This window comes from Bradyrhizobium sp. (assembly GCF_035652035.1).
Classification (GTDB): Bacteria; Pseudomonadota; Alphaproteobacteria; order Rhizobiales; family Xanthobacteraceae; genus Bradyrhizobium.
This window is the reverse complement of the sequence record NZ_DASREO010000057.1, coordinates 18,039-42,690: the sequence shown is the minus strand read 5'-3', so window position 1 is coordinate 42,690 and position 24,652 is coordinate 18,039. Positions and strand designations below refer to the sequence as shown.

26 protein-coding genes and 1 pseudogene are annotated in these 24,652 nt (G+C 62.2%); 16 read left to right on the top strand and 11 right to left on the bottom strand.

Annotated features, from left to right (window positions below):
• Window positions 1-479: pseudogene (locus VFB05_RS15750) on the bottom strand (acetyl-CoA C-acetyltransferase); the annotation flags it as partial.
• Window positions 480-768: 289 nt separating this feature from the next.
• On the opposite strand from VFB05_RS15750, the gene phaR reads away from it, so the two are divergent.
• Window positions 769-1,356, top strand: a complete 588-nt coding sequence (gene phaR / locus VFB05_RS15745) for a polyhydroxyalkanoate synthesis repressor PhaR (protein ID WP_325013657.1) — start codon at window positions 769-771, stop codon at window positions 1,354-1,356.
• Window positions 1,357-2,036: 680 nt separating this feature from the next.
• Here the strand turns inward: phaR and VFB05_RS15740 are convergent.
• Together VFB05_RS15740 and VFB05_RS15735 are read right to left on the bottom strand one after the other, a co-directional pair.
• Complete coding sequence (locus VFB05_RS15740) at window positions 2,037-2,567, bottom strand: cytochrome b (RefSeq protein ID WP_325013656.1); 531 nt, start codon at window positions 2,565-2,567, stop codon at window positions 2,037-2,039.
• Between the two features lie 9 nt (window positions 2,568-2,576).
• Window positions 2,577-3,389, bottom strand: a complete 813-nt coding sequence (locus tag VFB05_RS15735; RefSeq protein WP_325013655.1) for an alpha/beta hydrolase — start codon at window positions 3,387-3,389, stop codon at window positions 2,577-2,579.
• Window positions 3,390-3,955: 566 nt separating this feature from the next.
• On the opposite strand from VFB05_RS15735, the gene VFB05_RS15730 reads away from it, so the two are divergent.
• Together VFB05_RS15730 and cueR are read left to right on the top strand one after the other, a co-directional pair.
• Window positions 3,956-4,255, top strand: a complete 300-nt coding sequence (locus VFB05_RS15730) for a copper-binding protein (RefSeq protein WP_325013654.1) — start codon at window positions 3,956-3,958, stop codon at window positions 4,253-4,255.
• Between the two features lie 220 nt (window positions 4,256-4,475).
• The gene (gene cueR, locus VFB05_RS15725) at window positions 4,476-4,922 is read left to right on the top strand and encodes a Cu(I)-responsive transcriptional regulator (RefSeq protein WP_325013653.1); all 447 of its coding nucleotides are present in this window, start codon (window positions 4,476-4,478) and stop codon (window positions 4,920-4,922) included.
• A 264-nt stretch (window positions 4,923-5,186) separates the two neighbouring features.
• On the opposite strand, the gene VFB05_RS15720 is transcribed toward cueR, so the two are convergent.
• A complete protein-coding gene (locus VFB05_RS15720; RefSeq protein WP_325013652.1) occupies window positions 5,187-5,375 on the bottom strand; it encodes a hypothetical protein in 189 nt (62 codons plus the stop codon).
• A gap of 243 nt (window positions 5,376-5,618) precedes the next feature.
• Between VFB05_RS15720 and VFB05_RS15715 the strand changes: the two genes are divergently transcribed.
• The 4 genes from VFB05_RS15715 (at window position 5,619) to VFB05_RS15700 (ending at window position 10,084) form a co-directional block, all read left to right on the top strand.
• Window positions 5,619-7,097: a TolC family protein gene (locus VFB05_RS15715; RefSeq protein WP_325013651.1), complete on the top strand. Its 1,479-nt coding sequence runs from the start codon at window positions 5,619-5,621 to the stop codon at window positions 7,095-7,097.
• Between the two features lie 11 nt (window positions 7,098-7,108).
• Window positions 7,109-8,467 (top strand): copper oxidase, encoded by a 1,359-nt coding sequence (locus tag VFB05_RS15710; protein ID WP_325013650.1) that lies wholly within the window; start codon window positions 7,109-7,111, stop codon window positions 8,465-8,467.
• Between the two features lie 152 nt (window positions 8,468-8,619).
• Window positions 8,620-9,378 carry a sulfite exporter TauE/SafE family protein gene (locus VFB05_RS15705; RefSeq protein ID WP_325013649.1) on the top strand — a complete coding sequence of 253 codons (759 nt, stop codon included), beginning with the start codon at window positions 8,620-8,622 and terminating at the stop codon, window positions 9,376-9,378.
• Window positions 9,379-9,385: 7 nt separating this feature from the next.
• Window positions 9,386-10,084 carry an ABC transporter permease gene (locus tag VFB05_RS15700; RefSeq protein WP_325013648.1) on the top strand — a complete coding sequence of 233 codons (699 nt, stop codon included), beginning with the start codon at window positions 9,386-9,388 and terminating at the stop codon, window positions 10,082-10,084.
• Here the strand turns inward: VFB05_RS15700 and VFB05_RS15695 are convergent.
• From VFB05_RS15695 to VFB05_RS15685, 3 genes are read right to left on the bottom strand one after another with little or no spacing between them, the layout of a single operon-like run.
• Window positions 10,058-10,867: an extracellular solute-binding protein gene (locus tag VFB05_RS15695; RefSeq protein WP_325013659.1), complete on the bottom strand. Its 810-nt coding sequence runs from the start codon at window positions 10,865-10,867 to the stop codon at window positions 10,058-10,060. The two genes, VFB05_RS15700 and VFB05_RS15695, sit on opposite strands and share 27 nt — an antisense overlap.
• Window positions 10,868-10,925: 58 nt before the next feature.
• The gene (locus VFB05_RS15690; protein ID WP_325013647.1) at window positions 10,926-12,164 is read right to left on the bottom strand and encodes an FAD-binding oxidoreductase; all 1,239 of its coding nucleotides are present in this window, start codon (window positions 12,162-12,164) and stop codon (window positions 10,926-10,928) included.
• Window positions 12,165-12,197: 33 nt separating this feature from the next.
• A complete protein-coding gene (locus tag VFB05_RS15685) occupies window positions 12,198-13,169 on the bottom strand; it encodes a D-2-hydroxyacid dehydrogenase (RefSeq protein WP_325013646.1) in 972 nt (323 codons plus the stop codon).
• 166 nt (window positions 13,170-13,335) lie between these two features.
• Between VFB05_RS15685 and VFB05_RS15680 the strand changes: the two genes are divergently transcribed.
• The 4 genes from VFB05_RS15680 to VFB05_RS15665 are packed head-to-tail and all read left to right on the top strand — an operon-like array spanning window position 13,336 to window position 16,402.
• A complete protein-coding gene (locus VFB05_RS15680; protein WP_325013645.1) occupies window positions 13,336-14,064 on the top strand; it encodes an amino acid ABC transporter ATP-binding protein in 729 nt (242 codons plus the stop codon).
• Window positions 14,065-14,080: 16 nt separating this feature from the next.
• Entirely contained in the window at window positions 14,081-14,986 is a 906-nt protein-coding gene (locus VFB05_RS15675; protein ID WP_325013644.1) for an amino acid ABC transporter substrate-binding protein, read from the top strand.
• 60 nt (window positions 14,987-15,046) lie between these two features.
• Window positions 15,047-15,745, top strand: a complete 699-nt coding sequence (locus VFB05_RS15670) for an amino acid ABC transporter permease (RefSeq protein WP_325013643.1) — start codon at window positions 15,047-15,049, stop codon at window positions 15,743-15,745.
• 3 nt (window positions 15,746-15,748) lie between these two features.
• Window positions 15,749-16,402, top strand: coding sequence for an amino acid ABC transporter permease (locus VFB05_RS15665; RefSeq protein ID WP_325013642.1), 654 nt, complete (start codon window positions 15,749-15,751; stop codon window positions 16,400-16,402).
• Between the two features lie 15 nt (window positions 16,403-16,417).
• On the opposite strand, the gene VFB05_RS15660 is transcribed toward VFB05_RS15665, so the two are convergent.
• A complete protein-coding gene (locus tag VFB05_RS15660) occupies window positions 16,418-18,112 on the bottom strand; it encodes a bifunctional diguanylate cyclase/phosphodiesterase (protein WP_325013641.1) in 1,695 nt (564 codons plus the stop codon).
• A gap of 243 nt (window positions 18,113-18,355) precedes the next feature.
• On the opposite strand from VFB05_RS15660, the gene VFB05_RS15655 reads away from it, so the two are divergent.
• Complete coding sequence (locus VFB05_RS15655) at window positions 18,356-18,634, top strand: hypothetical protein (RefSeq protein WP_325013640.1); 279 nt, start codon at window positions 18,356-18,358, stop codon at window positions 18,632-18,634.
• A gap of 6 nt (window positions 18,635-18,640) precedes the next feature.
• Here the strand turns inward: VFB05_RS15655 and VFB05_RS15650 are convergent, their stop codons facing one another.
• The 3 genes from VFB05_RS15650 to VFB05_RS15640 all read right to left on the bottom strand — a co-directional run bounded on the left by VFB05_RS15650 (window position 18,641) and on the right by VFB05_RS15640 (window position 20,378).
• Window positions 18,641-19,261 carry a hypothetical protein gene (locus tag VFB05_RS15650; RefSeq protein ID WP_414643205.1) on the bottom strand — a complete coding sequence of 207 codons (621 nt, stop codon included), beginning with the start codon at window positions 19,259-19,261 and terminating at the stop codon, window positions 18,641-18,643.
• Window positions 19,262-19,365: 104 nt separating this feature from the next.
• The gene (rpmF, locus tag VFB05_RS15645; RefSeq protein ID WP_028347701.1) at window positions 19,366-19,548 is read right to left on the bottom strand and encodes a 50S ribosomal protein L32; all 183 of its coding nucleotides are present in this window, start codon (window positions 19,546-19,548) and stop codon (window positions 19,366-19,368) included.
• Between the two features lie 152 nt (window positions 19,549-19,700).
• Complete coding sequence (locus VFB05_RS15640) at window positions 19,701-20,378, bottom strand: transglycosylase domain-containing protein (protein ID WP_325013639.1); 678 nt, start codon at window positions 20,376-20,378, stop codon at window positions 19,701-19,703.
• Window positions 20,379-20,553: 175 nt separating this feature from the next.
• Here VFB05_RS15640 and VFB05_RS15635 point away from each other — a divergent pair, with 175 nt between their 5' ends.
• The 4 genes from VFB05_RS15635 to VFB05_RS15620 all read left to right on the top strand — a co-directional run bounded on the left by VFB05_RS15635 (window position 20,554) and on the right by VFB05_RS15620 (window position 24,451).
• Window positions 20,554-21,474: a farnesyl diphosphate synthase gene (locus tag VFB05_RS15635; protein ID WP_325013638.1), complete on the top strand. Its 921-nt coding sequence runs from the start codon at window positions 20,554-20,556 to the stop codon at window positions 21,472-21,474.
• Window positions 21,475-21,491: 17 nt separating this feature from the next.
• On the top strand, window positions 21,492-22,175 hold the full coding sequence (locus tag VFB05_RS15630) for a DUF1345 domain-containing protein (protein WP_325013637.1): 684 nt from the start codon (window positions 21,492-21,494) through the stop codon (window positions 22,173-22,175).
• A 77-nt stretch (window positions 22,176-22,252) separates the two neighbouring features.
• The gene (locus VFB05_RS15625; RefSeq protein ID WP_325013636.1) at window positions 22,253-22,627 is read left to right on the top strand and encodes a nuclear transport factor 2 family protein; all 375 of its coding nucleotides are present in this window, start codon (window positions 22,253-22,255) and stop codon (window positions 22,625-22,627) included.
• Window positions 22,628-22,846: 219 nt separating this feature from the next.
• The gene (locus VFB05_RS15620) at window positions 22,847-24,451 is read left to right on the top strand and encodes a Na+/H+ antiporter (protein WP_325013635.1); all 1,605 of its coding nucleotides are present in this window, start codon (window positions 22,847-22,849) and stop codon (window positions 24,449-24,451) included.
• Window positions 24,452-24,652 lie beyond the last annotated feature (201 nt).

Below are 24,652 nucleotides of genomic sequence, written 5' to 3'. Positions count from 1 at the left end.
GTGTTGCCCATGTGGTAGCCGTTGAAGGCATCCCAGAGCCCGTCCTTGATCATGGTATCGACGAACTCGACGTTACCCATCTTGACGCCACCGCGCAGATACTGCGCATGCGGGGCCATGCTCATCGATTCCTGGCCGCCGGCAACGACGATGTCCGAATCGCCGTTGAGGAGCGCCTGATAGCCCAAGGCCACCGTGCGCAGGCCGGAACCGCAGAGCTGATTGACGCCCCAGGCCGGGCTCTCCACCGGAATGCCAGCCGCGATCGAGGCCTGACGGGCCGGGTTCTGGCCCTGGGCCGCGGTCAGGATCTGACCCATGATGACTTCGGAAACACGCCCCGGCTCGACGCCGGCCCGCTCCAGCGCGGCCTTGATGGCGATGGCGCCGAGATCGTGGGCGGGGAGCGTGGCAAATGCACCGTTGAAGCTTCCGACCGGGGTGCGGGCGGCGCTGACGATGACGACATCGTCTGACATGGTTTTTCTCCTGAGCTTGGGGTTCTTTTTATGAGGCCGGGCGGGCGCCAATTGATGGGCCAGTCTCGTCCCGCATCCTGTTAACGTCGTTGAGGCATGTCAACGGCACTGCACTCAAAATGGTGATCCCTGCCTTTTCCTCAAGCGGCCTCCGTGCTTTGGGATTAACCGTGCTGCACAAAACGGTAGCCGAACCGCATTGAAAATGCTTACCTTTGCTGCGATGCGTTGCCTTCCACCCTTCGGCGGCCCGTAGGGTTCCCATTTTCGCTCTTTCTGTGTGAGCTCCATGGCGAAATCAGACCAACCCACCACGATCAAGAAATACGCAAACCGGCGGCTCTATAATACCGGCACGAGCACCTACGTGACGCTCGAGGACCTCGCCGCGATGGTCAAGGAGGGCGAGGACTTCCTCGTCTACGACGCCAAGACCGGTGACGACATCACGCGATCGGTGCTCGCGCAGATCATCTTCGAGCAGGAGAATAAAGCCGGGCAAAATCTGTTGCCGACCACGTTCCTGCGGCAGTTGATCCGCTTCTACGGCGACAGCATGCAGATGGTGGTGCCGAAATATCTCGAGCAATCGATCGACACGCTGACGCGCGAGCAGGAAAAATTCCGCAAGCAGATTGCCGACACGTTCAGCGGCACACCGTTTGCGCCGCTGGAAGAACACGTCCGCCGCAACATGGAATTGTTTCAGCAGACGTTCTCGATGTTCAAACCGTTCGTGCCGCAGCGCCCCGGCGAAACCGACAAGGCCCCCGAGCCGGCGCCGGACGACAACGGCCACATCGACGATCTGCGCAAGCAGATGAAGGACATGCAGGAACGCCTCGACCGCATGTCGAAGGAAGGCAAGGGCGAGTAGGTTTCGTTCCCCGGACGCTGCGCAGCCACGCTTATCATATTCAGCCGTCATTCCGGGGCGCACCGCCAGGTGCGAACCCGGAATCCATTCCTCTACTCGCTCTTGCGGCACGATGGATTCCGGGTTCGCTTGCTTCGCTCGCGCCCCGGAATGACGACGGTCTATTTGAGACACGCCCTCACCTCCTCGCGACGCATTCCGCGCCCGAGCTTTTTAAATTTCTTCCGCCCCTCACATCAGAGGGCGCAGGGAATGCCGGGCACCAATGCACCCGCAGCCTCGCGTGCAGTGAAAAAAGCACACGAGTTAGTCACCACAGGTTCACCGGACAACACCGGCATTCCCTGCGCGAATGGTTTTACGGCTTACTCCGCGCTCTCCCCGGTGATCGGGCTTTGTTGTCACCGTCCCCGCGCAATGCGTCAGCATTGTCGCGAGTTGACGTCAGCGTCGAGACGTCAGGACCACACGGCTTCGCCGTCCGCTGTCTCTGCGCACGCCTTGCGAGGAAACAAGCGGCCACCGCCTCCTGCCCCGCGTTCGTGGCGATCGCGAGCCGCCCCTCTTGGATGGGACAGGATGACGCGAGGCGTACAAATGATTTGCCCGACGGGGCAAGGGGAAAGTTCTTGGCACGGGAGAGTGGGTTTTCTCCGGCAGGTCAAGTCGGACGGCTGATCTCAAACAATCCGTCGCAGCAGATTCATTCGATCGAAGACATAGTGCCAGGCCACCGCGCCGACATGGAGCACGAGCACCACCACGAGCGCGTAGGCGGCAACCGCGTGAACGTTTCCCGCGATCAGGCCGCGCGGGTGGTCCTCGGTGAGAAGGCGCGGCATCTCAAGACCGAACCATCTGACCGGCTGGCCCATCGAGATGCTCCTGACGTATCCGGAGACGGGCATCAGGAACATCAGGCCGTAGAAAGCGACATGCGCGACTTGCGCGACTGCACGCTGCCTTGACGGGATAGCGTCCGGGAGCGATGGCGCTGCGGTGAACAACCTCAGCATCAGGCGCAAGGCGGCAAGCGCAAAAAGCGTAATGCCGAATGATTTGTGCAGTCCCAAATAGAGATGGCGGGCCGGCTCGTTCTTCGGGATACCGGACACGATGAATCCGACGATCAGCATCCCGACGAAAGCGATCGCCATCAGCCAGTGCAGCACGCGGATTTCGAGCGTGTATTTTTCGTTCAGCGGGGGCATCGGGCAGCCTCAGAGACTCATCATTCGCCGGGCAGAGCGAACGACCTCGCTGTCCTCCCGACCAAGCTGCAGGGCTTCCTCAAAATGGTTTGCGTTAAACAGCACATGATGGGCCGTGAGCAGACCCATGGCGTCGAGCGCGTCGGCGAAAACCCTTGATTGGCGTTTGAATTCCGGCGTGTCCTGATCTGCGCTCACGATGGTCACGGGCGACGAGATGCGGCTGAGGTGCCGCATCGGACTAAGCGCGTCCACCTCGGCGTCATCGAGATGGACATACGAGCGTCGGGACGAAAGCACCACCGGCCGCAGTTCGTACAACCCTGAGAGCAAGAGCGCGCCGCGGATCACCTTCGCGGCAAGGCCGCGGGCCCGCCAGTCCGTCGCCAGCATGCAACCGCTCAAATGCGCGCCGGCCGAATGACCGCAGACGAAGATCCGCTCAGGCGATCCACCGTGGCCCGACACGTTGCGAACGACCCACTCAATCGCGCGAGCGCACTGCTCGGCAATTTCCGGCATGCGGACGGTGGCGAGACTTGAATAGTTCACCGCGACGTAGACTACGCCGCGTCGCGCGAACACCGGCGCGGCGAACGATGCGTCGTCCTTGGTCGAACGAATCCAGGCGCCGCCGTGAATGAAGATCATCACCGGGGCATCGCGAGCGCCCGGTGGGGCGAAGATATCGAGGACTTCATCGTCGCTTTTTCCATATCGCACGGTCTGCGGCGGCATCTGTTGCCGCACCGCCGCGCTCTCAGAGGCGATCTGCTCTTCCAGTTCCTTCATCCGCGGCGCCCAACGCGCCTGATCGAACACGCGGTCGAGCTGTTCCTGCGAGTAGCCGAGGAGCACGGGAGATGCCGATTCGCCGGCCGCAGCGGCAGTCCTCACGAACGATCCCATCGCAACCGTTCCTGCTGCGAGCGACATGAAGCTTCTTCGACTTGGCACGTTCTGATTTCCCGCTGTGAGTTGCCCGGCAATATTTCGGCGGCGCTAGTGGAGTGGATTTGACATTCGCTACCCACCTGGCCGCGAGTTCGCAAAGCGAATGTCAAATCCCAAACTCCACTAGAAACATATATTTGCTAGTGGTCCTTTGATTCTAACATTCGCAAAAGTGGCGGCCGAGAAGTGAAGCGAATGTTAGAATCGGACCACTAGCGATCGGATGACCGTCAGAGCCACGATGAGAGCCTGCACGTTCCGCCAACTGGAGAGTCAAGCCCGCAAGCGGCGTGGACTTTTCATGATCTGCATCATTTGCAAGTGCCATCAGCATGACGACGAAACGGCTTGACCTTCCAGCAAGCGGAAGGTCAAACCTGCGTCAGATTGCGATGACACAGCTTGCGTCAAACGCAGATTGAGATGAGGTGGAAATGCAAAGACGAGAGATGATTGCCGCTGGACTGGCGCTGCTGATTGCCATCCCGGCGGCCCACGCACAGACCAGGACGTCGAGTGTCAGCGGCGTGGTCGTCAAGATCGATCCGTCCCTGGCCAAGATCACGCTCAAGCACGGCGAAATTCCAAACTTGCACATGGAAGCGATGACGATGGTGTTTGCGGTGCGTGATGGCGCAATGCTGAATGGTCTGAAAGCCGGCGACAAGGTCCGTTTCGAGGCTGAAGAGATCAACGGCGCCAAAACAGTTACCGAGATCCGGTCGGCCAGATAGGGCGGCCGCGTCATTCCGGGGCGCGCGAAGCGTGAACCCGGAATCTCGAGATTCCGGATCTGGTCCTTCGGACCATCCCGGAATGACAGTCGGTGGGAAGCGCCGCGGGATTGGTCCTTGACCTTCCAGTTACCGGAACCCTTACTATCCAGTTGACTGTAAGGTGAGACCTTGCGTACCAGCCGCCATCGCAGGCGAGCGGTTCCGGGAAGGAGTGGTCATGAAGAATTTCGGCATGGTGACCATCGGCGAGGCCGCGCTTCGCGCCGGCGTGCCTGCGAAGACCATCCGCTTCTACGAAGAGGCCGGAATCATCAAACCCGCCGCGCGCAGCAGCAACCGCTATCGCGGGTACTCCGAATCCGACGTGCAAACACTGAGCTTCGTGAGACGCGCGCGGGCGCTCGGCTTTTCACTGAAGGACGTTGCGAGCCTGCTCAAACTCTACAGCAACGACGGCCGCGCCAGCCGCGATGTCAAGCGCCTGGCGCTGAAGCACGTCGCGGAGCTGGATCGGAAGCTCAAAGAGCTGACGGCGATCCGCAACACCATCGCGGAACTCGCCCGGCGCTGCAACGGCAACGACCGGCCGGAATGTCCGATCATTGACGAGTTGAATACCAGAGCTCCGATTTCGAAGTTCGCAAGCCATCGCGGCAACCTCTGATGCGAACTTCGGAATCAAAGGAGCTCTAGCAAATTATTGTTTCTAGGGCGGCTTTTGAATTTGAAGTTCCTATGACGAACTCGCAGCGAAGCTGTAGGAACTTCAAATTCGCCGCGCTAGCAAGAGCTGACTTCCGCGCTCGATTGTCTTAACGTGTAACCGCAGTTACACTGCCACCGCCTGTCGACCACGGATCCCATGCTTGCACGGCTGACAAATCCGATCCGCATTCGTGCCGGACGCTTGCTCGCTCTGGTCTATTTGCTATGCGTCCTCGCACCGGCCGCAGCCCTTGCCGTCGGCAATCCCCCGCCTTGTCTGGAAGCCGAGACCGGCATGGCAACGTTGATGCAACCAGACGCCGATTCCGCCACGGCTCATCACATTCCCAACGCGGGAACGCACGACCACGGCGCGTTGCACGGTGACAACAATCACGCTCATCACCATCATGGGAAAGCATCACCGGGACCGTGTTGCGCGATGCTCTGCCTGTCGGCCGTTCCGGCCGATCTGCCGGCCATCGCGACGCCCTCGCGACCGATGGCCGCGCTTGTCTCAGCGATCTTTCGCCCTTTGAGGGGCGAAGCACCTCCCCTGCTCTACCGGCCCCCCATCGCCTGATCCCGACTGGAAAAGCCGGCGTCGCGCAGGATTTTTGCGCGCGCCTGTCATTGATCGGATCGGGGAGAACCCATGTTTGCGCGACTATCAGCGAGCCTCGCCGCCATTCGGACGGCGCACGACGCGTATTTCGGATCGAGGCGTTTTACTTCCGCGACCATCATCGTCGCAGCGCTCGGCCTGTCCGGCTGCGCGCCGTTTTCTCCCGACGCCGGCATGTCCGTCGTGTCTGACATCGCCGGATCTGCGATCGGCAAGGATGTCGCCTTTGTTCGCTCGGCTGAGGACGCGGCCCACGCCGATGGCGCTGTCCGGCGCCTGCTGTCACGCTCGCTGACGGCCGATGCGGCGGTGCAGGTCGCACTGCTCAACAACAAGGGCTTGCAAGCGGCCTACAACGAATTGGCGCTGGCGGAGACCGATCTCGTCAGCGAAAGCCTGCCGCCAAATCCTGTCCTTTCCATCTCGCGTATCTCGGGCGATGCGGCGAGCGAGGCCGAGCGGCAGGTCGCCGGCAACATCCTGGCACTCGCAACGCTCCCGTTTCGCTCCGACATTGCACGTGACCGGTTCCACCAGGCCCAGCTCAAGGCCTCGCTGGAAACGCTTCGGCTCGCCGCTGAGGTCCGGCGCGCCTACTACAGAGCGATAGCCGCAAGCGAGCTGACTGCGCTTTTGTCCGACGCCAAGGCAACCGCGGAAGCAGCGGCACAGCTCGCGGACAAACTTGGGCAGACCGGGTCGATCAGCAAGCTCGACCAGGCCCGTGAGCAGGTCTTCGACGCCGAGACCGCAGCTGAACTCGCGAGCGCGCGCCAGGAGATGTCGCGGTCGCGTGAGCAACTGGCGCGGCTGTTGGGCCTCTCCGAGATCTCGCCCGCGCTTCGTCTGCCGGAGCATCTTCCCCCGCTGCCCGTCCGCCTGCGGACATCCACCGCCATTGAAGCCGACGCAGTCGGTCACCGCATCGACCTACAGATCGCGCGGCTTGACCTTGTTGCGCTCGCCAAATCGCTCGACCTGACCGAGGCGACACGGTTCGTGACACTGGTGGACATCGCGGGAATCGACAAGCGAACCACGGAGCCTGGCGTGCCTGCGTTTCGCGAGCGCGGTTTCGACATCGCGATTCAAATTCCGATTTTCGACGGCGGCGAAGTCCGCGTCCGGCAGGCCACAGAGACCTATCGTCGGGCTTATAATCGTCTGACCGAGAAAGCCATCAACGTCCGCTCCGAAGCCAGGGAAGCCTATCGGACCTACCGATCGGCTTACGACATCGCAAGCCAATATCAGCGCAAAGTGCTGCCGCTGCGGCAGACCATCACCGAGGAGATGCAATTGCGGCTGTCGAGCATGCAGGTCGATGTCTTCGCGCTGGTGACCGAGGCGCGCCAGCGCGTGGCATCGTCGCGCGCCGCCATCGATGCCAGCCGCGCATTTTGGATCGCGCAGTCTGACCTGGTGACTGCGATCAATGGCGGCGGACCAGCCGCAGGCGGAGACGGTCAGGCGGTCTCGATGGCACAAGTGCCGAACGCCAATCACTAAGGAGAAACGTCATGTTTTCTCGTCGAGGACTTTTGGGAACCGCCGCTCTGATCAGTGCCAACGCGGTTAGCGGTCGCGTCCAGGCTGCCGCCATTCCGGAGGCGCCGGTCAAGGATAATGCGGTGATGCAGCCGCCGCTCCATCCGAGCAGCGGGCCGGACTACCGTCCCGTCGTCACCTTGAACGGATGGTCGCTGCCGTGGCGCATGAACGGCGACTGGAAGGAATTCCATCTCGTCGCCGAGCCGGTGGTGCGGGAATTCGCGCCGGGCATGAAGGTCAATCTCTGGGGCTATAACGGCCAAACGCCGGGACCGACCCTGGAGGCGGTCGAAGGCGACAGAGTGCGTATCTTCGTCACCAACAAACTTCCCGAATACACCACCGTGCATTGGCACGGCATGCTGGTGCCGAACGGTATGGACGGCGTTGGCGGCCTCAACCAGCCGCACATCGAGCCCGGCAAGACGTTCGTCTACGAGTTCGAGCTGAGGAAGAGCGGAACGTTCATGTATCACCCGCATTCCGACGAGATGGTGCAGATGGCAATGGGAATGATGGGCATGTTCATCGTGCATCCGCGCGACGCCTCGTTCCGCCCCGTCGACCGCGACTTCGTTTTTATCATGAGCACCTATCGCATCGATCCCGGCACTTCGTTGCCGAACATCAACGAGATGACCGAGTTCAACATGTGGACGTGGAATGCACGGGTGTTTCCGGGCATCGATCCGCTACCGGTGCGCCTCGGCGACAAGGTCCGCGTCCGCATGGGCAATCTCACCATGACCAACCATCCGATCCATCTGCACGGCCACAGCTTCGCGGTGAGTTGCACCGACGGCGGATGGGTGGCGGAGAGCGCGCAATGGCCGGAGGTCACGATCGACGTTCCCGTCGGCGCTATCAGAGCGTTCGACGTTGTCGCCGACAATCCCGGCGACTGGGCCTTTCACTGCCACAAGGCGCACCACACCATGAACGCGATGGGACATCAGATGCGCAATTTCATCGGCGTCTCGAAGAAGGAGCTGGCAAATGCAGTCAGAAAGCTTGCACCGGATGCGATGGTGATGGGCAATACGGGAATGGCGATGGGCAATATGGAGATGCCCGCACCGGACAACACGCTGCCGATGATGACAGGCAGCGGCCAGTTCGGACCCATCGAAATGGGCGGCATGTTCACGGTGATGAAGATCCGCGAAGGCATGGCGCGCGACGATTATCGCGATCCCGGTCCTTACCGGCACCCCGAGGGAACCGTCGCCCACGAGGTCGAAACGCCAACGTCCGAACCGGCTCGGCAGCATCAGCCCCATGACGGCGAAAAGAGCGGCGCGCCCATGAAGGGAATGATGACGAGATAAACCGAACCTTCAAACGAGCCGCGGTTGGTTGGTACGCGCCGGGACGAACCCTGCGCGCGGCCAGTGCACCCGCACGACGGGTGTCCCATCATCGTCCTCTGATTGACAACCCTCTTGCCGGTGATTTTGGCTCCGGCCTGGGCTAGATTATCGTGACAGCCACGGCTTCTCTCACAACTGGAAATGACTCGTCTTTGCTGGCTATCTTCTTCGGCCTCATTTCATTGCTCTATGCGACCGTAGGCCAGGCGGGAGGGACGGCGTTTCTCGCGCTTATGGCGTTCGCCGCATTCCCGCCGTCGCAGATGCGCCCAACAGCGCTCACGCTCAACGTCGTCGCCGCGGCTTATTCGACCTGGGTCTTCAATCGTCACAAAGTGCTTGATTGGCAAAAACTACGATCATTTTTGCTGCCCTCACTGCCAACAGCGTTGATCGGCGGATTCATCGTACTCGACGAGCGCGTGTATAAGACCTCGACCGGGATTGTGCTCCTTGTCGCTGGAATGGCGATGTCCATCAGCCTTCATCGTGGTCCCCTCTCGGACAGCGATACGCCGCTTTCGGGAGCGGTCGCCGTTGGCGCGACCGTAGGACTGGTATCCGGCCTTACCGGCGTTGGAGGCGGCGTTTTCCTGGCGCCAACGCTCATCGGCTTGGGTTGGGCATCGCCGCGGCAGGCAGCTGCGCTATCGTCCCCTTTTATATTGGCTAACTCCGGCGTTGGCCTGATTGGAGCCCTGTTCGCCGGACAGCTCCCGAACTCCTACACTGGTCTCTACGCGATGGCCGCCTTGGCGGGCTCCGTTTTGGGGACACTGGTTGGTCTAAGGTGGCTGGGACAAACGACTACGAAGTTCATATTGGCAGGCATCCTTCTTGCTGCCGGTGTTCAATTGATTTTCTTCTGAGCGTCGAATGAACGATTTTGCGGAATCCCTGGCTGCGGCGTTCTCTCTGATGGCCAGCCTCGATCATGAACTGGTCGCCATCGTCAGCCTGTCGTTGCGCGTGAGCCTCACGGCCAGCATCGTTGCGCTGCTCGTCGGCGCTCCCATCGGGGCCTGGCTCGCCATGACCCGCGTTCCCGGACGGCAGGCGATCATCGTACTGACTAACGCGCTCCTCGGGCTTCCGCCGGTCGTCGTGGGGCTGGCGCTTTACCTCCTGCTATCCAGGTCGGGGCCACTCGGGTCCGCCGGTCTGCTTTTCACTCCGACAGCCATGATCATCGCGCAAACGCTGCTCGCCGCGCCGATCGTGGTCGCGCTGGTGCACCGCCCATCCACTTTATTGTGGGCCGAGTACGGTGACCTCGCGCGCACCGATGGCCTGTCGGCGGTCCGAAGCATCGCCTTGCTGTTCGCCCTTGGCCGCGCGTCGCTGCTGACGGCATTTCTCGCGGCCTTCGGCCGGGCCATCGCCGAGGTCGGCGCCATTATTATTGTTGGCGGAAACATCCGCGGCTTTACGCGGACGATGACGACGGCGATTGCGCTGGAAACCAGCAAGGGAGAGCTGTCACTGGCGCTGGGGCTCGGACTGATCCTGTTGACGCTGAGCGTCGCCGTCTCGACCGTAGCGTTTCTCCTAGTGGGGCGCGTTGGGGAAAAATAGCTGCTCTCCGCCAACCTTGTAGTCGGCGATGGTCTTCTGACCCATGGGCGAGATGAGCCAGTCAACGAAAGCCTGGCCCTCACTGGCTTTCACGTTTGGATGCTTGGCCGGATTCACCAGCATCACGCCATACTGGTTGAACAGGCGCTTGTCTCCTTCGGTGAGTATCGTCAGGTCGCCCCTGTTCTTGAATGACAGCCAGGTTCCGCGGTCTGACAACAAATAGGCGTTCGACGACGAGGCCATGTTGAGCGCTGGCCCCATGCCTTGGCCAATTTCGCGGTACCAATCACCCCTGGCTGCGGCGATGTCGATGCCGGCGATCTTCCACAACCGCAGTTCTGCTTCATATGTGCCGGACCGGTCGCCGCGCGAGATGAAAGTCGCTTTCGTTGCGGCGATCTTGCGCAGCGCATCGGCGACGTCCTTGCTACCGGCAATGTGCGCGGGATCGGTCTTCGGCCCGACGATGACGAAGTCGTTGTACATGACGTCAAAGCGCTTGACGCCCTGACCTTCGGCCATGAATTTGTCCTCCGCCGGACGGTCATGGACGAAGACGACATCCGCGTCGCCCCGGCGCCCGATATCCAGAGCCTGACCGGTCCCGACCGCGACGACCTTGACGGTAATGCCCGAGTATTTCGAAAACGCAGGCAGCAGGTAGCCGAAAAGGCCGGACTGCTCGGTGGACGTGGTCGACGCAACGGTAATCGTGCGTTCTTGCGCAAAAGCGACGGCCCAGCAGGCAAATAGCGTCACGATGGCGATAGCTCTCTTCATTTGCACATTTCCAACAGCAAGCGGAGGCAAAGACTGGAGCGAATGGTCAGATGGAGCGTCAGAAGCGATCAGCGCGAAACGGGGTGAGATCGATCGGCGACGGCCGGCCGGAAACAAGATCGGAGATCACGACGCCGGTATAGGGCGCGGCGGTCATGCCGACATGCTGGTGTCCGAATGCGTAGACGACACCGGCCGAGCGTTTCGAGCGGCCCAGCACGGGCAGAGAATCCGGCAAGCTCGGGCGATGCCCCATCCAGCAGGTGATCTCGTTCGGCGAATAGTCCTTGCCCAGCGCCGGATAAAGCGAACCGATCCGCTTGAGCAGGATCTCGGCCCGCTTCCAGTTCGGCGCGGCCCGCAAGCCCGCGAGTTCAACCGTGCCTGCGAGGCGAACGCCGAGCTGCATCGGCGTGGCGACGAACTTGTTCTCCGAATCCGTCGTCGGCACGCGCGGCTTGATCGCGGGGGTGCGGATCATCACGTGGTAGCCGCGCTCGGTTTCCAGCGGGACCTTGTCGCCGGCTTGCGCCGCAAGCACCTTCGAGTGCGCGCCGGCAGCCAGCACGGCCGTATCGGTCTCGATCCGGCCGGCCGACGTCTCGATCGCAACGAGCCGGTCGCCATCGAACGCGAAACCCCTGGCTTCCGCCTTGACCAGACGACCTCCCGACTTGACGACGTTGTCGACGATCGTCTTGACCAGTTCGCTCGGGTTGACCGTGTGGCCGTTGTTCGGAACGTATTTGCCGAATTTTGCATCCGGCGTGAGATTCGGATCGAAGGCGCGCAGCTGCGCCTGGTCGAACTCTTCCCAGACGATGCCGTTCTCGCGCCGCAACGCCCAGCCGCGCGCATCCGCCGCCACGCTTTCGGCCGAGCGGTATACGATCAGGATGCCCTCGCGCTTGACCAGATCCTGCGCGCCGGCGTCATCGACGAGCGGCATGAGCACGTCGAAGCAGGGAGCGATCAAAGCTTTAAGGGCCGTCGCCTGAAGCTTGATTTTCTCCGGCGTGCCGGCCAGCCCGTAGCGGATCAGCCATGGGGCAAGCTGCGGCAGATAGGACCAGCGGATCGACAGCGGCCCGAGCGGGTCCATCAGATATTTCGGGACCTGCCGGAAGGTATCGGGTCCTGCGATCGGCACCAGCGACGACGGATTGAAACATCCGGCATTGCCGAAAGACGCCCCCTCTCCGGGATCGAGCGGATCGATCATCACGACGTCGTGGCCGTCGCGCTGCAGATAGCGCGCGACGCAGGCGCCGACCATGCCGGCTCCGATAACGGCCACTTGTTTCCTTTTCATCGCCACGGCGCCGCCTGCTCAAACCACCTTGTTGACGAGATCGTCGTCACCGGCCCAGATCTTGTTCAGGTTAGCCTGCAACAGCTTCGCGATGCCCGCTTCGTAAGAGCAGGTCTCGCCTCCGGTATGCGGGGTGATGAAGACATTCGGCATCGTCCATAGCGGCGATGCTTCAGGAAGCGGCTCCTCGACCGTACAATCCAGCGCTGCGCCCTTGATCGCTCCGTTTCGCAGCGCCTTGACGAGCGCGCCTTCGTCGACGCAAGCGCCGCGCGCCAGGTTGATCAGATAGGAGGTGGCCTTGAACCGCGACAATGCCGCCTCGCCAATGATGTTGCGCGTCTCATCGGTGAGCGCGCAGGTGAGCGCGACGAAGTCGGCGCGCGGCAGGAATTCGTGAAACTGCGATGAGGCATGAACCTCGTCGGCATAACCCTTGTCGGACAGATTGCTGCGGCGAAAGCCGATGACGTTCATGTCGAAGGCCCTTGCCAGTTTGGCGAGGCGGCCGCCGATGCGCCCCATGCCGAAGATTGCGAGCGTCTTGCCCGCCAGTTCGTCCTCGCGAAGGGCGTGATCGCTTTGCATCGGGCGATAGAATTTTTTCGCCTGGTTGTCCCGCGCTTCCGGCAGTCGCCGCGACATTGCGAGGATCAGGCTCATCGCGTGATCCGATACCGCGTTCATGTTGACGCCTTGCGCGCTCGCCAGTCGCACGCCGCCGGCCTTCAGCACGTTCAGATCGTATTGATTGATGCCCGCGCTGATCGATTGAATGAACTTCAGGCGCGGCGCCTTCTCAAGCAGATGATTTTTCCAGAAGCCTGACACCACCACGACGTCCGCGTCCGCGATCCGGCGCTCGAACTCCTCGAACGTCTTGACCTCGAAACCTTTGACGCCTGTGTCGAGCTGGTCGAACGCCGCTTTCACCCGATACGCGGGATGCCCGAAACAGACCACCAGATTTTCACGGGATGGGAAAGTCACTTGATGTTCTCCTGAACTTCGAAAGGCGAGAGCCGCGGCACGCTTGTCTTCTACCCCAGGGATGGCCGCGCAAGCATCCGTTATAAAGGGTTGGATTATCCGACCTGATATGCTGTCATATCATTCCTCGTAAAGGTGGCCACGTCTTCAGGAAGAAGGACGGCCGATGATTTCCGTCGAGTCGGTCAGTAAATGGTTCGGGGACCACCAGGTTCTTCGCAACTGCACCCTCACGATCGAAAGCGGCGAGACGGTCGTCATCTGCGGCCCGTCCGGATCGGGAAAAAGCACGCTCATCAAGTGCATCAACGGGCTGGAGCCGATTCAAGGCGGCTCCATCCATGTCGACGGCGAGAAGGTGGTCCAGTCGTCCGCGGCGCTGCTGCGCCTTCGCCGCAAGGTCTCGATGGTCTTTCAGAGCTTCGAGCTCTATCCGCACATGAAGGTGATCGACAACATCACGCTCGCGCCGGTGGTGGCGCTGCGGCACGACAAGGCCAAAGCCATCGAAAAGGCAAACGCGCTGCTCGCGCAAGTCGGCATGGCCGCCTACGCCGAGCGCTGGCCCGCGAGCCTTTCCGGCGGACAGCAGCAGCGCGTGGCTATCGCGCGGGCGCTGGCGACAGACCCCCTTGTCGTCCTGTTCGACGAACCGACATCGGCGCTCGATCCGGAAATGATCAACGAGGTCCTCGACGTGATCAGGTTGCTGGCGCAGTCGAACATGACACTGATCATCGTCACCCACGAAATGGGTTTTGCGCGCAACGTCGCCGATCGGATCGTCTTCATGGAGGACGGCGCGATCGTCGAGGATACGCCGACCGCGCAGTTCTTCGCCAAGCCCACGAGCGAACGGGCGGCGCGATTCCTCAATCGCATCCTGACGCATTAGAGAGAAGGAAACGGGCATGAGAGAAGCGACCAGCGAGACCCACTCCGCCGATCGTCGCGGCTTTTTATCCGCGGGCGCCGCAAGCCTCGCCACGCTTCTTGCGGCGTCGGCGGCGAGGGCAGATACATCCGAAGACACGCTCGACAGGATCAAGAGCAGCGGCGTGTTCAATCTCGGCATACGCGAAGCGGCTCCGCCTTACGGCTTCAAGGACGCCAATGGACAATATCTCGGCTTCGCCACCGACATCGGCAAAGCGATCCATGATGCGGTCAACAAGGAACTGGGCGGCGCGATCAAGTTGAATTACGTCGCCGTGACGAGCCAGACCCGCATTCCACTTTTGCAAAACGGCGCCATCGATCTCGAGGCGGGCGCGACCGTCATGACCATTGGCCGCTCCAAGGTCGTCGATTTCAGCATTCCGCATTTCGTCACCAGCACGAGCGCGCTTGTCCTCGCCGCTAGCCCGATCAAGGACGTTGCCGATCTTGCGGGCAAGCGCATCGGCATTCCGCAAGGCGGGCTCGAGGCCGCCCTGTTTCGATCCGCGAACGAATCCGGCACCTTCGCCACTGCGGTGAAGACGATCGGCTTTCCGGACCATAGCCAGGGCATCACCGCGCTGCAGACCGGCACGGTCGACGTCTACAGTTCGGACGAACCGATCCTTTACGACATCGGCCGTGACCGGTCGCAATTCCGCGTCGTGCCGATGAAGATGAACGCCGCGACCCAGACGCTGCTGATCCGCCCCGGAAGCTCGAAATTCAAGCGCATCGCGGATCAGACAATTGCGCAACTCTGCAGCTCCGGCGAATGGGAAAAGCTTTATCAGCGCTATTTCGGCGAGGGTGGTTTCAAGATGCCGCTGCCGGAAGCCGGAAAATTTCTGGTGCAGATGAATTCCTGGCCCGCCTGACCGCCGTGTTCGGCACGTTCGCGCCGGATCGAAAATGCTGACGAGAGATGCGTATCGGCAATGATTGACTGGTCCGTTCTATGGCAACCGCCGAATGGCAGGAATTTGCTTGAAGCGCTGCTTCTGACCTTTCAGATAGCCGCCATCTCCTGGGTCATGTCGATGGCGCTCGGCATCGGTATCGGCCTGATGAGAGCTGCACCCATCGCGGTGCTGCGCTTCATCGGCACGGTCTATGTCGAGATATTCCGCAACATCCCGCTGCTGGTGCAGCTCTTCTTCGTCTATTTCATTTTCCCGCGCATCCTGCCTGTCTTCGCAAGGCAGGTGTTGTTCAATTACGGCTGGGAGGTTGCCGCCTCGATCATCACGCTGTCGCTGTATTCTTCAGCCAAAATCGCCGAACTCGTCAAATCCGGTTTCAACACCATCGGCCCAGGCCTGCACATGGCGGCGGCCTCCAGCGGCCTCACCTGGTGGCAATCGCAGCGCCATATTTTCCTGAACCTGCTGTTGCGGACCATCACGCCGGGGCTCGCATCTGAATTCGTCACGATCTTCAAGGGTTCTTCGTTGGCGATGGCGGTCGGCGTCGCCGAGACCACTTATGTGACGCGACAACTCGGGACGGAGACCTTTCAGTGGTTGCCGGTTAATGTCTACGCAAGTGCCGTCTACCTGCTCTGCGCATGGATCATCGCCGCCGCAATGCTGCTGGTCGAGAAGCGCATCGCTGTTCCCGGACGGATCGGCGGGTAGGAAATGCACGAATACCTGTCGATGCTCTCGGCCCTGCTCCGCTACAACGTGACGCTGACACTGCTCGCAGTCGCGCTTGCGCTGCCGATCGCCTGTGCCGGCGCCTTTGCAAGGCTCTCGCGCATCGGCTGGATCGCGCTTGCCATGCGTATCTATGTCAACACGCTGCGGAGCATGCCGCTGGTGATGGTCATGTTCTGGATCTACATGATCGTCCCGATGATCGGCGGCCGCTCGCTCTCCGCTTATTGGTCGGCCTTGATCGCCTTGACTTGCTTCGAAGTCGCTTACTTCACCGAGATCGTGCGCGCCGGCGTGCAGTCCATCCCGTCCAATCAGTATGCCGCTGCGGTCGCGACAGGATTGTCGCGATTTCAGGCGGCGCGTTACGTCGTGATCCCACAGGCCTTGCGACGCATGCTGCCGGCGCTGCTGACGCAATCGTTGATCGCTTTTCAGGATTCCACCATCTCTAGCATCATCGGGGTGCCTGAGATGCTGCAAGAAGCAACCATCATCAACGCGCGCGAGCAGGCGCCGGTCCATTATTATGCGCTGCTTGCGGCGACCTTCCTGGTGCTGTGCTACGGAACGAGCCTCCTCGTGCGGCGCCTGGAGCAGCGCCTGCGCGTCGACCTGCGTCCCGGCAAATCATAGCAAGGCGCGGGTCGTTCAGCTCGCCGCCGGCAAAACCGCATCGGCCGGCTGCTGCCAGGGCCGTTGCGAGGACGCGAGCCCGATCAGCCGGCCCTGGATATAATCGCAGCCCCAGTCGCGCAGCATCAAGGCAGCCTCTTCGTCCTGCACCCATTCGGCGACGGTCTTGATGTCGAGCCGACGCGCCAGATCGATCAGCGTCTGCACGAAGGCGCGGTCATCCGCCGAGCGCGCGATGTTCTGCACGAAGGCGCCGTCGATCTTGACGATGTCCACGCCAAGCTTGCGCAGGTTGCGGAACGAGGTGTAGCCGGCGCCGAAATCGTCGATGGCGATGCGGCTGCCGAAATTCTTCAAGCGCGTGACGAAACCGCGGACATCGTCGACATCCTGGATCGCGACCGTCTCGGTGATCTCGACGATCAGCCGTTCGCCGACGGTGGGATGGGCGCGCATCAGCGATTCGATCGAGGTCCACCAGTCCGGATCCATGGTCGTGTCCGGCGAGATGTTGAGGCTGAGCTCTATTGCGGGCGAAGCCGCGAGTTCGGCGACCACGAGCTCAAGCACGCGGTGATCGACCAGACGAATGAGGCCGAGCCGTTCGGCCACCGGCACGATGTCGGGGGCGAGCAGCACCTGCCCGTCGTGCTGTTCCATGCGGACCAGGCATTCGTAGAAAGCCGCATCGCGCGCGCGGGCGTCCACCACCGGCTCGAAGGCCATGGTGATGCGGCGGTCGTTGAGCGCGGTGACGATTTCGTCGGTGACGCGAATGTTCACCCGGCGCTGGGCGTCGCGCTCGACATTCGGGCGCCACAGCGCGAACGAGCCGGCGCGGCGGCTCTTGCAGGATTCGAGCGTTTCCTGGGCGCGGTTGATCGCCTCATCGGCGCTGCGCGCATAGCGCGGCACCGCGACGCCGCCGATCGAGGCCGTCACCGAGACCGGACCTGATTTGGTCGGCACCACCTCGTCGCGGATGGCGGCAAGAAACCGCTCGGCCGCGATGCTCATGTCGTCAACGGTGCAGTTCTTCAGCACCAGGCCGAACTTGTTGCCGGAAAAACGGCCGAGCACGTCGCCGCCGCGCAGCTTGGGGCGAATGCGAGCTGCCACTTCCGAGATCACGGCGTCCGCCACATCAAAGCCGAAGGCGTCGTTGATGCGCGCCAGATGGTCGATGCCGATCAGCATGAAGGCGCAGTTGGTGCGGAAGCGGACGGCCTCCTCGATGATCTCGGCCAGCGAGGCGATCAGATGCGTACGATTGAGCTCGCCGGTCAGGGGATCGTTGCGCGACAGCCGCACGAGTTGTTCGTCGCGGGCGTGAAGTTCGTTGTTGACCCGGACAATGCCTTGGGCGCGCACCGGCTTGCCGTCGCTTCCAGCAAACCAGCAGCCGGTTTCCTCGATCCATTGCACTTGCGCCGAGGTCGTGGCCCGCACGCCATATTCGATCCGGTAGGGCGCGCCCTCGCCGCTCGAGGCGGCAGGCGAAGCGACCAGCGCTTCGGAGCGAACCGAGCGCTTGGGCTCGATCAGGTTGGAGAATTCCGTGGCCGTTGCCAGCCGCTCGAGCGGGATGTCGGGAAAGACCGCGGCGACGTGCGCGCTCCAGACCAGTTTGTCGGTCGCAATATCCCAGACAAAGGCGGCCTGGCCGAGGGAGGCGAGAATCTGGTCGGCTGGGGGGAGACTGTCGGTCAAGGTCGCCTCGTTTCAGGACAGGATTCGATTTTTGTTTTGCGGCCGGCTGACTCTCTGGCACGAAAAACCTGGGCCAGTTCGACGCCGAACTTATGCAAAGTTCATAAATATTCCGAAAATCGCGGCCGCTTTGGCGAAATAGGAACAAGCGGCGCGGATCGGCATGGTCTTTGCGAGGGCGACTGTAACAGAGGACTCGACTGTCCCAAAATGTGACAGTCCAGCAGGGAAACTGTACTCCCGATGCCCACAGATTCGACTGACCAGGCCGCGCCTTCTGACGGAAAACCCGCGAGCCGCGCTTTGGTGCCGCTGGCCACCTTCATTGAACGGCGTGCGCGCCGGCGCTGGTACCGCTGGTCGGCCGACCCGATCTTCGTGACGCATCTGATTGCGGAGGCCCAGTACGTCCCGCAGGCTCGCCGCATTCGGCGGACGAGCATGGCGGACGCACAGGCGGCCTACCGGCCGCACCCGTCCCCGACAGAGGACATCGCCAGCCGGACGCGGCGGGTGGTTTAACGGAAATTAGTGAGCCGTCTCGGGCGGCTGTGATTCGCCGCTGGCGGGCCTTGATGCCGCGTCATGTTCTGGCGCGGGCGCGGGCGCCGGCGTCTCAGCAGCGGACGGCTCAGCATGGGTAAATTTCGGCTCGACCGGCGTGTGGCTTGCCGGCTCGTGCCGCGGCGACCAGGCGCCCTCATCGGCATGAGCGGGCTCGCGCCTGTCCTCGACGGGGTCACGCCGCACGCGGCGCGCAACGCCTGCTGGGGCCGGCGTCCGCCTGACGCGGAGCGCCACGCTGGTGAGAAAATCCGTCAGCGCCAAAAGCACGAGCAGGAGATAGGTCGAGTTGGCAAAGCGCGGCCACAGCAAAAATTCGGCCAGGGCCGCGCCGAAGACGATCAGCGACAGCAGGTGATCGGTCAGGAATTTCGCGCCGGGCCGCGCGCCTTTGATCACCTCGAGCAGCACCATCAGGATGCCAATCGCAACCAGGATATCGCTCAGCGTCACGGACCACTCGGCCCCCGACGGCAGCGGCACGCTCACCAGCGCCTCGGTGAGCGAGACGCTGGGCATCATGAAGACGATGATGTTGTAGATCGCGAGTGGGATCAGAAGCAGCGGGAAACCGACCATCGACATCGGCAAGGCCTTCTAAATCATCCTAAGGGCAAAGCGCTCCAACGCTTCGCCACATCCGGCCGTTCCTACCCGCCTGTAGGCCGCATCCGGTCAACAAAACCGGATCAGGATTCTTTCTTCTTCAGCACCTGCCGGCCCTTGTACATGCCGGTCTTCAGATCGAGGTGGTGCGGACGGCGCAGTTCGCCGGAATCCTTGTCCTCGGCATAGGTCGGCTTCTTCAAGGCGTCAGCCGAGCGGCGCATGCCACGGCGCGACGGCGAGGTTTTCCTTCTGGGAACAGCCATATCGGTGTCCTTTTAAAATCCTGATTCCGAAAGTGGCATCGTCCCGAAACGGGCGGCTAAAGCGCCAAAGGCGCAAGCTGGAAATGCCGATGAGGCCGCGCTTATAGAGGATGGAGCCCGCTTACGCTAGCTGCAAAATAGGTAAAAACCGCTCAAAAGGCGCGATTTTCACCCCAGCAGCGCGCCAGTTCCGCAGCCTGCGCCCGCACCACGTAAATCCCGGCGAGACGCCGCAGACCAGGACCCGGATTGCGGGCGCTGCGGGTATGCGGATTGGGCAGGATGGCGGCCAGCAACGCCGCCTCCCGCGGCGTCACATTCGAGGCGCCGTGGCCGAAAGCATAAAGGCTGCCGGTCTGGACGCCGAACTGACCGGCCGGACCGAGCTCGGCGATATTGAGATAGATTTCCAGAATTCTCGGTTTCGGCAGCACAAAATCGATCCACAGCGCCAGCGGCAGTTCCAGCGCCTTGCGGACCACGCTGCGGCCCGGCCACAGGAACAAGTTTTTCGCCACCTGCTGGGTGATGGTCGAGCCGCCCCGCGAAGGCTCGCCATCCTCGGCATCGTCGATCGCCTCGCGGAGCGCGCCCCAATCGACGCCGCGATGGCTGCAGAATTTCGCGTCTTCGGAGGCGATCACCGAGCGCGGCAGCGGCGCCGCCATGGCGGAAAGGTCGACCCACTGCCGCGTGACGGGCGCGCCGGTCACGTAGCGCCACGCCATCAGAGCGGAGGCCGGGTGGCCGCTGCGATAAAGCGGCGCCACCAGATAGGGCAGCAAAAGCACGGCCAAAAGGATCAGGAACAGGATTCGGGCAATGCGCAAAATTGACGGTTTCTGGCTGAATAGGCAGACTTGAATGTCGGCTCGGCCGATATCTGGCTGATAATCCATTATTTTTTCAACGGTTTTAAGGCGCCCCGCTATGGTCTGGGCGCAATTGACGCGGGCGCTCTCATCAACGATTGTCCGGCCCAATTCGATTGGGAGCTTTTGGTTAATGACGACGTCACATCAGGACTTTGCGAAGCGGTTGGACCAGACAGCCGAGGACACCGAAGCGTTGCTCGCAAAGCTTCTCGCCGACACGCTGCTCGCGGACGAGATCGCGCGGCCGAAGCGGCTGATGGACGCCATGCGCTATTCGACGCTCGGCGGCGGCAAGCGGCTGCGCCCGTTCCTGGTGGTGGAGAGTTCCGCGATCTTTGGCGTCTCCCGCGAAGCCGCTTTGCTCGCCGGCGCGGCGCTGGAGTGCATTCACTGCTATTCGCTGATCCACGACGATCTGCCGGCGATGGACAACAGCGACCTCCGCCGCGGCCGCCCCACCCTGCACAAGAAGACCGACGACGCGACCGCGATCCTGGCCGGCGACGGCCTCTTGACGCTCGCCTTCGACATCGTCACCCGCGATGAGATCCACAAGGACGCGACCGTGCGGCTTCTGCTGACGCGCGCGCTGGCGCGCTGCTCCGGCATCGGCGGCATGGTCGGCGGGCAAATGCTGGATCTCGCCGGCGAAGGCCGCTTCGGCGACCGGGAACCGGTCGACGTCGCCCGGTTGCAGCAGATGAAGACCGGCGCGCTGCTGCGCTTCGGTTGCATCGCCGGCGCCATCCTCGGGCAGGCCTCGCAAAAGGAATATCAGGCGCTCGACGATTACGGGCGCGCGCTTGGGGAAGCCTTCCAGATTGCCGACGACCTGCTCGACGTCGAGGGCGATGCGGCCGCGCTGGGCAAGCCCGCGGGTGCTGACGCCGCGCTCGGCAAGACCACCTTCGTCACCCAGCTCGGCATCGACGGCGCCAAGCAGCGCGTTCGCGACCTTTTGGCGCGAGCCGATCAGGCGCTGTCGATCTTCGGCCCGCGCGGCGACGTTTTGCGCGCCGCGGCGCGCTTTGTTGCCGAACGGAAGAACTAGAGAAAGCCAAAGGTCCCATGAGCGGCGAGGAGTTCGAGGAACGCCTTCTTCGCTTCCGGAAGCTGCCGAAGGCCGTTCGCCTCGTCTATGCGCGCCCACGCACAACTTTCTCAATCGTGTGCGGGATCGTCGTGTTCTTCCTGCTGCCGACATCGCATCGGCTGGTCACACGGCTGTTGATCGGCTGGGATACGTTCGTGGCGATGTATATCGTGCTCGTCTACGCCATGATGCTGCGAAGCTCGCTCGCAACCATCCGGCGCATGGCGGCGCTGCAGGACGACGGCCGCTTCCTGATCCCGCTGCTGACGGCGCTCGGCGCCTTCGCAAGCCTCGCCGCGATCGTATTCGAGCTCGGTCAGGGGCAGCACAAGCCGGCCGAGCTGATCTTTGCGACGTCAACAGTCGCGCTGTCCTGGGCGGCGGTGCATACCGCCTTCGCCTTGCACTACGCTCACGAATATTACCGCGGCCGCACGCCGGGCGGCCTTCAGTTTCCGAGCGGCGACAAGGACGATCACGCCGACTACTGGGACTTCGTCTATTTCTCGTTCGTGATCGGCATGACCGCGCAGGTCTCCGACGTCGGCATTACCGACAAGACGATCCGCCGGATCGCGACGGTACATGGAATCGTCTCTTTCGTGTTCAATACTGCGCTGCTGGCGCTGATGGTCAACATCGCCGCCAGCGCGATATAGCGCATGATCCGGAAAAGTGTGCAGCGGTTTTCCGACTAGATCATGCGCAAAATGACAAACCATCAGGGAGCAAGACCATGAGCCATGATCGTTCCAGCGTCGAGGCGGTCGTACAGAACTATTTCGACGGCCTGTATGAATGCGACACCGAAAAGTTAGGAGCGATGTTTCATCCCTCCGCCGATCTGCGCTGGCTGGAAAAAGGCGAGCTCAAGGTGATCAGCGTTCCCCATTGGCTGGAGCGTCTCAAGAAGCTTCCGTCCGCCAAGTCCGAAGGCAAGGCGCGTGAGGATTTCATCGTCACGATCGACCGTTCCGACGAGAACACAGCTTTCGTCAAGGTACGCTGCCAGTGGCCGCCGCGCTATTTCACCGACTATCTGGTGGCGATGAAACTGCCCGACGGCTGGCAGATCGTCTCCAAGTCGTATCGCTACGACATGAGGGAATGAGCGGCGCAGCCGGCGCAGCTTTGCCTGATGGGATGGGTTTCGACTAGCGCCGCATTGAAGATCTGCCCCCTCTCCCTTTGGGAGAGGGCTGGGGTGAGGGGTTACGGTCTCACGTTAGAGCAGCGCCCCCTCACCCGGATCGCACTGGACGACGCTGACGCATCGCCAGGAGCGATCCGACCTCTCCCCGCCGGGGAGAGGTGAGCGAGCGAGGCGACCGTGGAAGCGAATTTTCAGCTATTTCTGATCCTGCTCGCGCTGCTCGCTGGAACCGCGCTGCTGGCGCGGCGGATCGAGGTCGCGCCCGCGATCCTGCTGCTCGTCGCCGGCATCGCGCTCGCCTTCGTGCCGGGCATGCCCGCGGTGGAATTGCCGCCCGAACTGGTCCTCTTGGTGGTGCTTCCGCCGCTGATCTATTCGGCGGCGGTCGCCATGAGCTGGCGCGAATTCAAATTCAATCTGCGCCCGATCATTTTGCTGGCGGTCGGGTGCGTGATCTTTACCGCCTTCGCGGTCGCTGCCGCCACGCATTACCTGATCGGCCTGCCCTGGAGTGTCGGCTTCCTGCTCGGCGCGATCGTCGCGCCGCCGGATGTCGTGGCTCCCTTGGCGGTGGCCAGCAAACTCTGCATTCCACGCCGTATCATGGTCGTGCTCGAGGGCGAGGGGCTCGCGAACGACGCCACCGCACTGATCCTCTATCGTTTCGCGGTGATGGCCATCTCGACCGGCCTGTTCTCGTTGCCGATGGCGATCGGCGAATTTTCCGCCATCGTCGCCGGCGAGACACTGTTCGGCATCGCGGTTGGATGGCTCTCGTTGCGGGCGCGGCATTGGGCGCGCGATCCGCAGATCGAGATCACACTGTCGTTGATCACGCCCTACGTGGCCTATTGGCTGCCGGAACATCTCGGCGGCTCCGGCGTGATCGCGACCATCGCCTGCGGCCTTTATATGAGCTGGAACGGACCGCTGTTGATTTCGGCGGCGACACGGCTGCAGGGCATCTTCTTCTGGAATTTGGTCATCTACCTGATCGAAGGGACGCTGTTCTTGCTGACGGGATTCCAGATGCATCTGTTGTATGAACGCTCGAAGACATTTCCGCTCGACGATATCCTGATCGCAACCGCGCTCGTCACGGTGATGATCGTCGTCGCACGCTTCGCTTGGACGTTTCCTGCGACCTACCTGCCGCGGATGATCAAGCGCGTGCGGCAGCGCGATCCGGCGCCGCCATGGCAGTGGCCGTTCGTGCTTTCGTTCACCGGTGTCCGCGGCGCGGTGTCTCTGGCCGCCGCACTGGCACTGCCCCTGGCGCTGCCGGATGGCAGACCTTTCCCCGACCGCGACCTGATCCTGTTCGTCACCTTCGGCGTCATCTTCATCACGCTGGTCGGATTTGGATTGAGTCTCGCGCCGGTGGTGCGCTGGCTCGGTATCGCGCAGGCCGGCCGCAGCGAGCGAGCAGCCGAGCTCGAATCCGAGATAGCCGCACGGCGCGAGGCGCTCGACGCCGCGCTCAAATCGCTCGAGGCCATCACCGAGGATCGTGACCTGTCGGAGGGCGTGGTCCGGCTGCTGCGCGCGCGGCACGAGACTCGCACCAGTCAGTTGCCGACATCGCTTGATCCGGATGGACGGTTGGTCTCGGCGGCTGGAACCGATCTGACACGGGAGCTGATCGCGTCCGAACGGAAATTCATTCACATCCTGCTGCGCGACGGGAAAATCACCGACGAAGCGCGGCGGCACATCGAACGCGATCTCGATCTGGAAGAAGCAAGCCTTGCGAACCGGGAGTTTCGCGACGACTTGCCGTGAGAACAGCAACAGGCCCGCTGGGCGAACCATGCGGGCCGTTCTGATCAAATGCAATGAAGCGCCCTACCAGGTCATGATCCCGGTCACCACCGCAAGGCCAAGGGCCGTTACAACCGGAAGGGCTGCGAGCGTACTCAGCGACAGCACCACAATTTCGTGTCTGGTTTCTTGATCCATCTTCGAGCTCCGTTCGGCGGCGAT

Excerpts from the sequence above, each read along its gene's own strand:
- VFB05_RS15665 (WP_325013642.1), top strand. The coding sequence starts at position 15,749 with ATGCACGAATACCTGTCGATGCTCTCGGCCCTGCTCCGCTACAACGTG.
- VFB05_RS15630 (WP_325013637.1), top strand. The coding sequence starts at position 21,492 with ATGAGCGGCGAGGAGTTCGAGGAACGCCTTCTTCGCTTCCGGAAGCTG.
- VFB05_RS15710 (WP_325013650.1), top strand. The coding sequence starts at position 7,109 with ATGTTTTCTCGTCGAGGACTTTTGGGAACCGCCGCTCTGATCAGTGCC.
- VFB05_RS15715 (WP_325013651.1), top strand. The coding sequence starts at position 5,619 with ATGTTTGCGCGACTATCAGCGAGCCTCGCCGCCATTCGGACGGCGCAC.
- VFB05_RS15720 (WP_325013652.1), bottom strand. The coding sequence starts at position 5,375 with ATGATGGTGATGAGCGTGATTGTTGTCACCGTGCAACGCGCCGTGGTC.
- VFB05_RS15670 (WP_325013643.1), top strand. The coding sequence starts at position 15,047 with ATGATTGACTGGTCCGTTCTATGGCAACCGCCGAATGGCAGGAATTTG.
- VFB05_RS15700 (WP_325013648.1), top strand. The coding sequence starts at position 9,386 with ATGAACGATTTTGCGGAATCCCTGGCTGCGGCGTTCTCTCTGATGGCC.
- VFB05_RS15680 (WP_325013645.1), top strand. The coding sequence starts at position 13,336 with ATGATTTCCGTCGAGTCGGTCAGTAAATGGTTCGGGGACCACCAGGTT.
- VFB05_RS15675 (WP_325013644.1), top strand. The coding sequence starts at position 14,081 with ATGAGAGAAGCGACCAGCGAGACCCACTCCGCCGATCGTCGCGGCTTT.
- VFB05_RS15625 (WP_325013636.1), top strand. The coding sequence starts at position 22,253 with ATGAGCCATGATCGTTCCAGCGTCGAGGCGGTCGTACAGAACTATTTC.
- VFB05_RS15730 (WP_325013654.1), top strand. The coding sequence starts at position 3,956 with ATGCAAAGACGAGAGATGATTGCCGCTGGACTGGCGCTGCTGATTGCC.
- cueR (WP_325013653.1), top strand. The coding sequence starts at position 4,476 with ATGAAGAATTTCGGCATGGTGACCATCGGCGAGGCCGCGCTTCGCGCC.
- VFB05_RS15650 (WP_414643205.1), bottom strand. The coding sequence starts at position 19,261 with ATGTCGATGGTCGGTTTCCCGCTGCTTCTGATCCCACTCGCGATCTAC.
- VFB05_RS15655 (WP_325013640.1), top strand. The coding sequence starts at position 18,356 with ATGCCCACAGATTCGACTGACCAGGCCGCGCCTTCTGACGGAAAACCC.
- rpmF (WP_028347701.1), bottom strand. The coding sequence starts at position 19,548 with ATGGCTGTTCCCAGAAGGAAAACCTCGCCGTCGCGCCGTGGCATGCGC.
- phaR (WP_325013657.1), top strand. The coding sequence starts at position 769 with ATGGCGAAATCAGACCAACCCACCACGATCAAGAAATACGCAAACCGG.
- VFB05_RS15635 (WP_325013638.1), top strand. The coding sequence starts at position 20,554 with ATGACGACGTCACATCAGGACTTTGCGAAGCGGTTGGACCAGACAGCC.
- VFB05_RS15740 (WP_325013656.1), bottom strand. The coding sequence starts at position 2,567 with ATGCCCCCGCTGAACGAAAAATACACGCTCGAAATCCGCGTGCTGCAC.
- VFB05_RS15695 (WP_325013659.1), bottom strand. The coding sequence starts at position 10,867 with ATGAAGAGAGCTATCGCCATCGTGACGCTATTTGCCTGCTGGGCCGTC.